The following is a 12,183-nucleotide window of genomic DNA, read 5'->3' as shown; positions in this document are numbered from 1 at the left end:
GCGAGCCATGACAGAACAATCCAGTCCGGTGATCGGCTTCGTGGGCCTGGGCGTGATGGGCGGACCCATGTGCCGCAACATGGCGCTGAAGCACTCGGGCGAGGTGCTGGCCTTCGACACGAACGAATCGGCCTTCGAGGCGGTGCAAGGCACGAAGGCACGCCGCGTGCAGACGCTCGGCGACCTGGCCGCGCAAGCAGACATCGTGTTTCTCTCGCTGCCGGGTGGTCCTGCGGTCGAATCGGTGTGCCTCGGCGCGCAGGGGCTCACAGCAGGCGCGCGTCGTCCGCGGGTGATCGTCGACCTGAGCACCACCACGGTGGCATCGGCCCGCAGCGTCGCCGAGCGGCTCGCGGAACGCGATGTGCAGTTTGCCGACGCACCGGTGGCTCGTACACGCGAAGCGGCACAGCGCGGCGAGCTCAGCCTCATGGTGGGCGCGCAGCCCGCGCTCTTCGAGCGCATCGAGCCCTTGTTGCAATACATCGGCTCCGACGTCACGCTGTGCGGCGGCGTCGGCTGCGGCCAGGTGGTCAAGCTGATCAACAACGCACTGGTGTTCGAGAACACCGTCGCGCTGGCCGAGATGATGGTGCTGGGCGAGCGCGCGGGCGTGAAGCCCGAGACGCTGCTCGATGCAGTCTCCAAGGGTTCCGGCGACAGCTTCGTGCTGCGCAACCATGGCCGCAAGGCGATGCTGCCGCGCAGCTTTCCCGACAAGTCCTTCTCGCCCGAGTACGTGCTCAAGGACATCTCGTACGTGCTCGAACTGGCCGGGCAGACCGGCGTGTCCGCGCACGTCACCGAACTCGCGCAGCGCTACTACGCGGCCACGGCTGCCAACGGTTTCAGCGGTCGCTACTTCCCTGCGGTCATCGAAATGGTGGACCGCAACCAGCGCCTCGCCGAAGGAAAGGCCTGACACGCCATGGCCGACTTCCTGGGTCTCGTGTGGGCAGGCATCGTGAGCGGATGCCTCTATGCCATGGGCGCGATCGGCATCGTGCTGATCTACAAGAGCTCGATGGTCGTGAACTTCGCGCACGGCAACCTGGCAGGCCTCGCGGCCTTCCTGGTGTTCGGCTTCACTGGCGGCATCCTCGGCAACATGGCGTGGGGCGCGGCGGTCATGCTGTCGCTGGCGATCATGGTGGCAGCGATGGCGGTGGCCTACCTGCTCATCGCGCCGCTGGTATTCAAGTCTGACCTGACCAGCACGATCGCGACCCTGGGCGTGGGCCTTGTGACGCAGGGCATCACGCAACTGGTGTTCGGCTCCAACGTGGTCTCGCTCGAACTGCCACTGCCTGCATGGCGCATCGACGTGGGCACGATCCGCATCTCGTCCTATGACCTCGCGGTGCTCGGCGTCACGCTGCTCGTGATCGGCGCGCTCTACCTGCTGATCGAGCGCACGCGCATCGGCATTGCCTTCCGTGCGGTGTCGGCCCATCCCTTCGCCAGCCGGGTGTGCGGACTGAGCCTGCGGCGGATCCATCTCTTCTCGTGGGTCGTGGCGGGTGTGCTGGGGCTGATCGCTTCGCTGCTGATCGTGCCGACCACCTTCCTGTCGTCCACCAGCGTGGCTTCATTCATGTTGCAGGCCTTTGCCGCGGCAGTCGTCGGCGGCTTCGCCAGCTTGCCCGGCGCGGTGGTCGGCGGCATCTTCATCGGGGTGCTGATGAACCTGCTGTCCTTCTACGTGGCGGCGGAGTTCAACAACACCTACATGCTGGCGACGATCCTGCTGGTGCTCAACCTCTTCCCCAAGGGCGTCCTTGCGGTTCGCGGAGGTGCCCGTGTCTGAGGCGGCCATGGTCAGCGCCACGCACGCGCCAGCGGTGGAGACAAGGGCCGCTGCTGCGCGCCAGCTTCCATGGGCCGCCGTGGTGCTCGGCGCAGTGCTGATGCTCCTGCCGTGGGTGGCGGGTGGCTACTGGACGTTCACGCTGGGCCTGTGCTTCGCCAATGCGATTGCGCTGCTCGCGGTGAGCTTCATGGTCCGCTACGGCGGAGAGGTGTCGATCGGCCATGGCGTCTTCGTCGCGGTGGGTGCCTATGTGGTGGCCCTCGCGGAAAGGTACCTGGGTCTTTCGCTGCTGTTCAGCCTGCCTGTGGCCGCAGTCGCGGGTGCGTTGCTGGGGCTGGTGTTCGCCTATCCGTCGCGCAATCTCTCCGGCATCTACCTGGCCGTGGCGACCATGGCGCTGGCGCTCGCGTTGCCCGAGGTGCTCCTGTACTTCTCGAAAGTCACCGGCGGCTACGAAGGCCTGTATGTCAAGCGCGACGCGCTGCCCGGCATGTCGCGCGAACTGCAGCGCTACTACCTCCCGTTGGCCGGGCTGGTCATCGTGGTGCTGCTACTGCGACAGTTCCGACGCTCGCGGCAGGCCATGGCGCTTCTGCTCATTCGCACTTCGGCGCCAGCGGCTGAATCGTTCGGCGTGAAGCGCAGCTGGGCGCGGCTGTCGTGCATGGCGCTCAGTGCCGCGATCGCGGCCATCGGCGGGGCGCTGCTGTCCTTCAGCTCGTCGACCGTGTCGCCTAACAGTTTCACGCTGTGGACGTCGATCTTCCTGCTGGTAGGTTCGGTGGTGAGCCTCTATTCGCTGAGCTTCATCGGCAGCTTCATCGGAGCCTTGTTCCTCACGCTCATGCCGTTGCTGCTCGCAGGTGCCGGCGATTGGGTGCCGATCCTCTATGGCGGCGCGCTGCTGGCGGTGGTGCTGGGTGTGAACGCGCTGCCCGCCTCACTGCGCAAGCGCCTCGAGGGAGGTCACGCATGAGCGCGACGGTGATGCAACCGGCGCCGCTCGCAGTGCAGGGCCTCTCGCTTTCCTTCGGCGGCATCCAGGTGCTGCAGAAGATCAGCCTGCAGCTCAGGCCGGGCGAAATCACCGGCTTGATCGGCCCCAACGGCGCTGGCAAGACGAGCTTCTTCAATTGCCTGACTGGCTTGTACTCGCCGCAGGTGGGCAGCATCCGCCTCGGCGACGTGCAACTGGAGGGCGTGCCCCCAACGGGCCGCGCTTCGCTCGGCTTCTCACGCAGCTTCCAGCACGTCGCCTTGTGCCCGGAGCTGTCGGTGGTCGAGAACGTTGCGATCGGTCTGCATCGCCAGAGCCGCGCGGGTTGGCTCGATGCGTTCCTGCCGCTGCCGCAAGGGCGTGCAGAACGCGCAAGCAATCGTGAGCTCGCTCTGGCCGCGCTGTCTCGCCTGGGCATCGCGCACGTCGCGGATGAAGCGCCCTCGCAATTGCCGCCCGGCGTCCTGCGGCTGGCCGAGATCGCACGCGCCATTGCCGGGCAGCCTCGCGTACTCCTGCTGGACGAACCGGCGGCTGGACTGAATTCGGTGGAGACGCGCGACCTGTCCAGCGCGCTCAAGAAGCTGCGCTCGCCGGACCTCGTTCTGGTGGTCGTCGAGCACGACATGGACCTGATCATGGACGTGTGCGACAGCATCCATGTGCTCAACGTCGGCACCTTGCTGGCCTCCGGCACGCCAGCACAGATCCGCGGCAACGCCGACGTGGTGCGGGTCTACCTGGGAGACGACGATGAGTGAGCTGCTGCGCATCGAGGCCTTGAGCGTGGGCTACGGCGCGGGCCCTGTGGTGCACGGCGTCTCGCTCGCCATGGGCGCCGGCACCGTGGCGGCGCTGCTGGGTGCCAACGGCGCCGGCAAGTCGAGCACATTGCGCGCGATCGCAGGACTGGAGCCGGCGCAGGGCCGCGTGGTCTTCGACGGACAGGACATCACCCGGCTCGATGCAGCGCAGCGCTTTCGCGCCGGGATCGTCTACGTGCCCGAGGGCCGCGCAATCGTGACCGACCTGAGCGTGGCCGAGAACCTCACGCTGGGTTCCTACTTCGTCGACAGCCGTACGCGCGCGCAGCGCCAGCAGATGGTGCTCGACTTCTTCCCCGAGATCGCCAATCGCCTGAAGGCGCCGGCAGGGCTGCTCAGTGGCGGCGAACAGCAGATGCTGGCCATCGGCCGCGGACTGATGTCGGCACCGCGCCTGCTGCTGCTCGACGAGCCTTCGCTCGGCCTTGCACCGTTGCTGGTGGCGCGCGTCTACGAGCGGCTCGCGCGCATCCAGAGCGAACACAAGCTCAGCGCGCTGCTGGTCGAGCAGAGCTTTCACGCGGCGGCCAAGCTGGCTTCGCGTGCCTGGGTGATGCGCCATGGGCACATCGTGGGTGAACTGGATTCGGTCGCGCTGGGCAGCCGCGAAGGTCGCCAGCGTGCGATCGACGCTTACCTCGGTGCGCGGGCCGAAGCGGCGCAGGCCGCACATGCATGAGCGGAGACGACAAGCAATGAAGCAACTCAAGCTGCAAGGTCGCGTGATGGCCGAGGGCCTGCGCTTTCCCGAAGGGCCGATCGCCATGCCCGACGGAAGCGTCCTGGTGGTGGAGATCGAAGGTGCGCGCTTGATACGCGTGCACCCTGATGGCCAACTGCAGGTTGTCGCAACCCTTGGCGGCGGCCCGAATGGCGCGGCGATCGGGCCGGATGGCCATTGCTACATCTGCAACAACGGCGGCTTCAGCTGGCGCACCGATGCCGGCTTCACCCGGCCCACGGGCCCCGCAGCGGACTACGAGGGAGGTGCGATCCAGCGCGTGAACCTCAAGACCGGTGCGGTCGAGATGCTCTACACGCACTGCGACGGCATTCCGCTGCACGGGCCCAACGACATCGTCTTCGACGGCGAGGGCGGCTTCTGGTTCACCGACTTCGGCAAGACCTTCGAGGACCGAATGTTGCGCGGCGCGGTGTACTACGCGCGCACCGACAAGCGCTTCATCCGCCGTGCCGCGCATCCGGTGCTCACGCCCAATGGCGTGGGGCTGTCGCCAGACGGTCGCACGCTCTACGTGTCCGAGACGGAAACGAGCCGCCTCTGGTCCTATCCGGTTCGGCGGCCCGGCGAACTGGACCTCGCGCCGTGGCCCTCGCCCAACGGCGGAACACTTGTGCACGGCCTGAGTGGTTACCAGCGCTTCGACTCGCTGGCGGTGGAAGAGAACGGGAACATCTGCGTGGCCACGCTGGTGCGCGGCGGCATCAGCGTGTTCTCGCCAGAGGGCGAACTGCTCGAATTCCACGAGGCGCCGGAGGGCTACTGCACCAACATCTGCTTCGGCGGACCCGATCGGCGCACCGCCTTCATCACCCTGTCGGGCCATGGGCAACTGTTCGCGGCCCAATGGCCCCGGCCGGGCCTGGTGCTGGCGGCTTGAGCGCGATGGAGAACAGCATGAAAGCACTGAAGGCGCTCCTACGGCCCATCCGCCGCAATCTGCTGTGCATGGGCGCGGCCGCGGTCCTTGCGCTCGGCGCGCTGCCCCAGCGCTCGATGGCGCAATCGAGCTGGCCCGAGCGGCCGGTGCGGCTCATCGTGCCCTACGCGGCCGGGCAGGGCGCCGACGTTCTGGCGCGCCTGCTCACGCAGGAGCTGCAGAAGACGCTCGGCCAGAGCTTCGTGATCGACAACCGCGCGGGGGCCGGCGGCAACATCGGTGCAGCAGCCGTGGCCAAGGCGGCGCCGGATGGGTACACCTTCCTGCTCGGCACCAACGCCACGAATGCGGCCAACGAGTTTCTGTTCGCGACCCCCGGGTTCAGCGCGGCCACTGATCTCGAAGGCGTCGGCATGATCGGCCTGCTGCCGATGGTGTTCTCCACCTCGTCGCCGGACTTTCCGGCCAACGGCATCGCCGAGCTCATTGCCGCCGCGCGCGCCAAGCCCAACACGCTCAATGTCGGCCTGCCGAGCACGACCGCCCAGGTGGTCTTCGCGCAGTTCGTGAAGGAAGCGCAGGCACCGCTCTTCGCGGTCAACTACAAGTCGTCGGGTCAATCGATGACCGACGCCCTCGGCGGACAGATCCCGCTGGTCATCGACACGGTGACCGCATCGCGCACGCACATCGCTAGCGGCAAGCTGCGCGCACTCGGCATCACCTCGCTGCACGCCAGCGACATGCTGCCGGGCGTCAAGCCGATCTCGGAACAGGGCGTTCCGGGATTCGACGTGGTCGCGTGGGACGCGGTGTTCGCGCCTCGCGGAACGCCGCCCGAGGTCGTCCGCAAGCTCAGCGAGCACATGCAGCGCGCGCTGCAGCAGCCCGAGATGCGCCGCCGAATGATGGAGATCGGGGTCGAACCCCGATCCATGTCCGCCCCCGAGCTCGATGCCTTCGTGAAGGCCGAGCGCAAGAAGTGGGGCGCAACCATCCAGGCCGCCGGCATCCGCAGCGAGTGAGCCCACATCCCTTTCCCCCCAACCAACGCATTTCGCATCTGACTTCAACCTGCCCTTAGGAGCATCAACGTGAGCACTGCCATCGCAACCCCCCCTCAATCCGACGTCGGCAATCGCCCCGCCGAGGGACTCATCACCGACGAAGCCATCGCCGCCGCCAAGGCGATGATCGGCCTGCACCTTCGTCCCGAGGGGCCGTATCTGCAGGATGCGACCGCGGACACCATGCGCAACTGGTGCAACGGCATCGGCGACATGAATCCGCTCTATCGCGAAGCCGGCTACGGTCCTGCAACGCGCTACGGTTCAATGGTCGCGCACCCGATGTTCCCGATGGCTTTCGGCTGGCTTGGCCGCACCCGCTGGGGTCTGCCCGGCGTGCACGGCTTCTATGCCGGCAACGACTGGGAGCTGTTCCGCCACATTCGTCCTGGCGATCGCATCTCGGCGATCGAGCGCGTGGTCGGTGTCGAGGAAAAGGAAAGCAAGTTCTCCGGCCGCCTCGTGCTCCAGTACGTCGAAGCCTGCTACTACAACCAGCGCAGCGAGCTGGTGGCCCGCGCGCTCGGCACCTGCACGCGCCACGAACGCAAGGCCGCGCGCGACACCGGCAAGTACAAGGACATCGAGCAGCACGAGTACTCGGACGAGGAACGCGACCGCATCGACGAGATCGTGCTCGACGAAGTCAAGAAGATCCGCGGCGCCAACGTGCGCTACTGGGAAGAGGTGCGCGAGGGCGAAGAGCTTCCGACCATCGCACGCGGCCCGCTGTCGCTGATGGACACGATGGGCTTCCTCGTTGGCTGCGGTCGCGGTCACACGCACGGCGTGGTGCTCCAGGCGGCGGTCAAGCACCCGGGTCACTTCTTCCGCAACCCGGAGGCCGGCGGCGGCGTCGAGTACACGGGCATCGGCCATCACCGCGAATCGGTGGCCAAGGAAGTCGGCGTGCCCGGCACCTACGACTACGGTCCGCAGCGCTCGGCATGGATGTGCTCGCTCGTGACCAACTGGATGGGCGATGCCGGTGTCATCAAGCGCGTTCGCACCGAGATGCGCCGCTTCAACATCGTCGGCGACACCACCTTCTGCAAGGGCAAGGTCCTGCGCAAGTACGTCAAGGACAAGATCGGCCTCGTGGACATCGAGATCGCCGCAGTCAACCAGCGCGGCGAAGTCACGACCCCGGGGATCGCCACCGTGGCCCTGCCGTCGCGCGATGTGAAGCTGCCTGCCTTCATCGACGGGTCGGCAGTGGATCTCGAATTGCCCGTGGTCCGCTGACGCCACAGGCCATCCGTACGCAAGAGGGAGTGCGCATGCAATCGAAGGAAGACTCGCCGCAGGTGGACCAGCCCCTGGCCGGCTGCCGCGTCGTCGAGCGTTCGCGCTCGGTGGCGGCCGCCTACGCCGGCCGGCTGCTGGCGGCCATGGGCGCGGAGGTCGTGATGTTGGAGCCCGAGCACGGGTCGATCCTGCGGCACGCGCCTCCGCTGCTGGAAGACGGCGGCGACAGCGCACTCTTCGCGTATCTGTCGGTGGGCAAGCGCAGTCTCGTGTGCAACCCGCACACGGCGGCCGGGCAGGCGCTGCTGCAGCAGCAGCTTGCGCAGGCGGACATCCTCATCGACGACACGCCGTTGGCGGAGCGCGCGGCCGTGAACCTCGATCCCTCCGAGGTTGCGGAGCGGCATCCGCAACTGGTGCATGTGAGCGTGCTGCCCTTCGGCGCCAGCGGGCCCAAGGCGCGCTGGTGCGGTGAAGAGGTCAACCTGCTGCACGCGGGCGGCGAGGGTTACCTGCTGCCCAACGGGTTGTCGAACGAACTCTTTCCGGATCGACCCCCGCTGAAGATCTACGGACACTTCGCGGGCTACCAGGGCGGCAGCACCGCCGCAATGTGCGCGCTGGCCGCATGGTGGTCGGTGCCGCTCCAGGGTGGGCAGTACGTGGATGTGTCGGTGCAGGACGCGACGCTGTCCGTGGGCGCCTTCGCGTTGCAGCGCCTGGGCGACGGTTCGCTGGAGCACCGGACCACCCGGCGCTTCCGCTACGGCGGCGTGTTCAAGACGCTCAACGGCTATCTGGAACTGCTGACACTGGAAGACCGCCAGTGGAGTGGCCTCGTCGAACTCATGGGGCGGCCCGAGTGGGCGCTCGACGACGCACTGCGTGACCCGCTAGAACGCAGCCGCCGCGGCGACGAACTCAACCAGCACATCCGCGAGTGGATGGCCCGCCATCCGGTGGAAGAGATCGTCAGGCGCGCGCAAGAGCTCGGCGTGCCGGCGGCGAAGTACCGCACGCCTGCGGAGGTGGTCAGCGGCGAGCACGAATCCGCGCGCGGCCTGTTCGGACCGGCCATGCTGGAAGACGGCGAAGAGGTGGATGTGCTGGTCGCGCCGTTCCAGTTCCGCTGCACGCCGCTGCGGCGGGGCGGCAGGGTGCCCGCGCTGGGCGAGATGAACGAGGATGCGATCCAGGTATGAAGCAGGTCCGAGCTCCGCTGGCCGGTGTGCGCATCGCCGACTTCACGATCCATGCGGCTGGGCCGTTCTGCACGCACCTGCTGTCGCAGCTGGGCGCGGAGTGCATCAAGATCGAAAGCCGCACGCGGCCCGATGCCTTCCGCAAGCCCCATGCGGTGTACGGGCGCATGCAGGCGGCCACCTTCGACCAGGTGTCGGCCAACAAGCTGTCGGTGCGCCTCAACCTCAAGCAGCCCGAGGCGGTGGCTCTGGCCAAGCGCATCGTGGCCCTGTCCGATGTGGCGGCGGAGAGCTTCCGGCCCGGCGTGATGAAGCGGCTGGGGCTCGATTTCGACGCGCTGCGCGAGGCAAGGTCGGACATCGTGCTGCTTTCTCTGTCGTCGTGCGGTCAGAGCGGGCCCGATTCGCACTTCGCCGGCTATGCGCCGCTCTTCGGCGCGTGGGGCGGCCTGGGCTGGATGACCGGCTACTCAGATGGTCCGCCGGTGGAGATGCGGCATGTGATGGACCATTCCGCCGGCGTCCATGCGGCGCTGGCGACGATCGCGGCCCTGCACCAGCGCCGCCGCACCGGGCGTGCCCAGCACGTGGACTTGGCCGCGCGCGAAGTGGCCTCGGCCATGATCGGCGATGCACTCGTGCAGGCCAGCGCCGGGCATGAGCCGGTCCGCACCGGCAACGCCCACGCGGCCATGGCGCCGCATGGCATCTACGCCTCCGCGGAGCCCGATCGCTGGCTGACGCTCGCGGTTCGGCATGACGAGGACTGGCGCAACCTGCAGCGCGTGCTGGGGCAATTCGCCGACGATCCGCGCTTCGAGACCGCCGAGGGGCGCCGTCGCCATCGACCGGACCTCGACGCGCTGGTCGCACGCTGGCTGTCGCGCTGCGATGCGGACGAGACGGCCGCGCGGCTGCAACAGGCGGGCGTCTGCGCGCATGTGTCCTGGAACATGCAGGACATCGCGGAGGATGCGCACCTGCGAAGCCGGGGCGCGCTGACCGAGGTGAGCGCGCCGGACATCCCGGCGCGGCTGGCAGTGGGTGCACCCGCGCGTTTCAGCCGCTCCGACGACGTCGGCATCCGCCGGCTGACACCGGCCCTCGGACAGGACGAAGATTACGTCTACGGCGAACTGCTGGGTCTCTCTAGCGCCCAGCGCGCCGAACTCGAAGCGCGCGAGGTCATCCTCTGACCGCCCGCTTCACATCGACCTGAAGGAGTTTCAATGAAAGATTCGATCTACCTCGTCCTCGACATGGAGAACGACCTCGTGCACGCCGATGGCCCGAACGGCAAGGCCGCCTACGGCGAGCAGGTGCGCGGCCGCCGCATCATCGAGAACACGCGAAAGGCGCTGGACAAGGCCCGTGCGGCCGGCCTGCACATCGGCTTCGTGCGCGTGGGTTTCTCGCCCGACTACCGCGAGTGCCCGCCCGAGTCGCCCGTCTTCTCGGGCGCGCGCAAGAACGGCATCTTCAAGCTCGGCACCTGGGGCACCGAGATCCATCCGGACCTGGGCATGCAGCCGGGCGATTTCGACATCGTCAAGCATCGCGTGAGCCCGTTCTACAGCACCAGCCTCGAAGCCATCCTGCGTGCCAAGGGCATCCGGCGGATCTACTGCTCGGGCATCTCCACCAACGCAGTCGTTCAGGCCACGGTGCGCGATGGACACGACCGCGACTACGAGATGGTCGTGCTGGAAGACTGCTGCTGCGCCTTGTCGGCCGAGGAGCACGAGCAGTCCATCTCCGGACTCAAGCGCTTCTGTCGCTTGACGAGCTCGCAGGACGTGGTCTTCGAGTGATGAACGCTGCGACCGCGCCACGCGCTGCCCGCAGCCTGCTTTTCGTGCCGGGCCACCGGCCGGACCGGTTCGACAAGGCCGCGGCTTCCGGCGCGCACCAGGTGGTGCTGGACCTCGAGGACGCGGTGGCGCCTGAAGCCAAGTCCGAGGCGCGCGAAGCCGTCGCCGGCTGGCTGAAAGAGGGGGGCCGTGCGCTGGTTCGCATCAACGCTGCGGACACCGCCTGGCATGAGGCCGACCTCGGCATGCTGAAGGCCTTTCCCAACGCCGGCGTGATGCTGGCCAAGGCCGACCGGGCCTCGCTCGCGCACACCGTTTCCGAGTTGCCCGGGCGGCCCGTGGTCGCACTGCTGGAGACGGTGGCCGGCTATCTCGACCTGCCGGCCCTGTGCGCGGTGCGCGGTCTCACGCGCATCGCCTTCGGCAGCGTGGACTTCGGGATCGACAGCGGCATCGCGGACGAGGGCGATGCGATGACATCGGTGCGCGTGCAGGTCGTGCTGCATTCGCGACTCGCGGGCCTCGATGCCCCGGTGGACGGCGTCAGCGTCAATTTCAGCGATGTCGGCCGCATGCGCGAGGATGCGCTTCGATCGCGGCAACTCGGCTTCGGCGGCAAGCTGTGCATCCACCCCGCTCAGGTTTCGGCGGTGAATCAGGCCTTCGAGCCCACGGAAGAAGAGCGCATCTGGGCGGGGCGTGTGCTGGCCGCCTTCGAGGCCAGCGCGGGTGCCGCGACGGCGCTCGACGGCAAGATGATCGACCGCCCCGTCGTCGAGCGCGCACGGCGGATCCTGGCCGACCTTGCGCCCCGGACGGCCGCTTAGAATCGAGCGCGCCGAGCGATACCCGAGCCGAACCGGTTGGAGCGAGCCGTGAGCCATCTGCTTTCAGGCGAGACCTTCGGAGACTTCTCGCTCGGCCTGGACACAAGGGGCGTGCGGCTCGTGATGGAATACCGAACCAAAGAAGAACAGGTCGCGGACTACCTCCGGGAGAGGATCATTTCCGGGGTCTACCAACGCGGCTCGCGCCTCAAGCAGGCCGAGATCGCCGAGCAGCTCAACCTGAGCATCACTCCCGTGCGCGAGGCGCTCAAGCTGCTGGAGGCCGAAGGCTACGTCAGCGGCGATTCGTATCGCGGCGCCCGCGTGGTGCCCTTCGATGCCGGGGCTTCCGGCGAGATCCTGAGCCTGCGCCTGATGCTCGAGGCGCAACTGGTCCGCGGCGCGGCCGAGCGCGCGACCTCCGAAGACCTCGCCGAACTGCGCACATTGGCGGACGAATTCGCCAAGGCCTTCGAGACCGGCAACCGCGCCATTGCCCGTGGCGTCAACTACCGCTTCCATCGCCGCATGTACGACATCGCGGCAATGCCGCAGACGCTGCATTTCGTGCAGATCCTCTGGGCGCGCTATCCCTTCGACCTCATCAATGCCGCCGAGGGGCGTGGCGCCGATGCGGTGAAGGAGCACGACGAGATCCTCGATGCGCTCGCCAGCGGCGATGTGTCGGCGGCCGTGCTGTCGATGCGCAAGCACATCGAGTCCGGCTGGACGGTGCTCAAGGAAATACAGTAGCCGTCGGGCCGCAGGCAGCGGC

General features: G+C 67.6%; 13 protein-coding genes. All 13 read left to right on the top strand.

Features of this window, described 5'->3' with window-relative positions; translation table 11 throughout:
• Nucleotides 1-7: 7 nt before the first annotated feature.
• The gene (locus FHW64_RS28950; protein ID WP_184531774.1) at nt 8-922 is read left to right on the top strand and encodes an NAD(P)-dependent oxidoreductase; all 915 of its coding nucleotides are present in this window, start codon (nt 8-10) and stop codon (nt 920-922) included.
• A gap of 6 nt (nt 923-928) precedes the next feature.
• Entirely contained in the window at nt 929-1,807 is an 879-nt protein-coding gene (locus FHW64_RS28945; RefSeq protein ID WP_184531772.1) for a branched-chain amino acid ABC transporter permease, read from the top strand.
• Nucleotides 1,800-2,786, top strand: a complete 987-nt coding sequence (locus FHW64_RS28940; RefSeq protein ID WP_311733391.1) for a branched-chain amino acid ABC transporter permease — start codon at nt 1,800-1,802, stop codon at nt 2,784-2,786. Before FHW64_RS28945 ends, FHW64_RS28940 begins: the two co-directional genes overlap by 8 nt.
• The gene (locus tag FHW64_RS28935) at nt 2,783-3,568 is read left to right on the top strand and encodes an ABC transporter ATP-binding protein (protein WP_184531770.1); all 786 of its coding nucleotides are present in this window, start codon (nt 2,783-2,785) and stop codon (nt 3,566-3,568) included. The genes FHW64_RS28940 and FHW64_RS28935 overlap by 4 nt, the downstream gene beginning before the upstream one ends.
• Complete coding sequence (locus FHW64_RS28930) at nt 3,561-4,310, top strand: ABC transporter ATP-binding protein (protein ID WP_184531768.1); 750 nt, start codon at nt 3,561-3,563, stop codon at nt 4,308-4,310. The genes FHW64_RS28935 and FHW64_RS28930 overlap by 8 nt, the downstream gene beginning before the upstream one ends.
• A 16-nt stretch (nt 4,311-4,326) precedes the next feature.
• Nucleotides 4,327-5,253: an SMP-30/gluconolactonase/LRE family protein gene (locus tag FHW64_RS28925; RefSeq protein ID WP_184531766.1), complete on the top strand. Its 927-nt coding sequence runs from the start codon at nt 4,327-4,329 to the stop codon at nt 5,251-5,253.
• Nucleotides 5,254-5,270: 17 nt separating this feature from the next.
• Complete coding sequence (locus FHW64_RS28920) at nt 5,271-6,278, top strand: tripartite tricarboxylate transporter substrate binding protein (protein ID WP_221210538.1); 1,008 nt, start codon at nt 5,271-5,273, stop codon at nt 6,276-6,278.
• Nucleotides 6,279-6,347: 69 nt separating this feature from the next.
• Nucleotides 6,348-7,565: a MaoC family dehydratase N-terminal domain-containing protein gene (locus tag FHW64_RS28915; protein WP_311733390.1), complete on the top strand. Its 1,218-nt coding sequence runs from the start codon at nt 6,348-6,350 to the stop codon at nt 7,563-7,565.
• Between the two features lie 35 nt (nt 7,566-7,600).
• Entirely contained in the window at nt 7,601-8,770 is a 1,170-nt protein-coding gene (locus FHW64_RS28910) for a CoA transferase (protein ID WP_184531765.1), read from the top strand.
• On the top strand, nt 8,767-9,966 hold the full coding sequence (locus tag FHW64_RS28905) for a CaiB/BaiF CoA-transferase family protein (protein WP_184531763.1): 1,200 nt from the start codon (nt 8,767-8,769) through the stop codon (nt 9,964-9,966). Before FHW64_RS28910 ends, FHW64_RS28905 begins: the two co-directional genes overlap by 4 nt.
• A gap of 33 nt (nt 9,967-9,999) precedes the next feature.
• Complete coding sequence (locus tag FHW64_RS28900) at nt 10,000-10,581, top strand: cysteine hydrolase (RefSeq protein WP_184531761.1); 582 nt, start codon at nt 10,000-10,002, stop codon at nt 10,579-10,581.
• On the top strand, nt 10,581-11,408 hold the full coding sequence (locus tag FHW64_RS28895) for a CoA ester lyase (RefSeq protein ID WP_184531759.1): 828 nt from the start codon (nt 10,581-10,583) through the stop codon (nt 11,406-11,408). The genes FHW64_RS28900 and FHW64_RS28895 overlap by 1 nt, the downstream gene beginning before the upstream one ends.
• 48 nt (nt 11,409-11,456) lie before the next feature.
• The gene (locus FHW64_RS28890; RefSeq protein ID WP_311733389.1) at nt 11,457-12,161 is read left to right on the top strand and encodes a GntR family transcriptional regulator; all 705 of its coding nucleotides are present in this window, start codon (nt 11,457-11,459) and stop codon (nt 12,159-12,161) included.
• Nucleotides 12,162-12,183: the final 22 nt, after the last annotated feature.

It is taken from the genome of Variovorax sp. Sphag1AA, assembly GCF_014192575.1.
GTDB lineage: Bacteria > Pseudomonadota > Gammaproteobacteria > Burkholderiales > Burkholderiaceae_C > Variovorax.
This window is presented reverse-complemented; position numbering and strand designations above follow the sequence as displayed.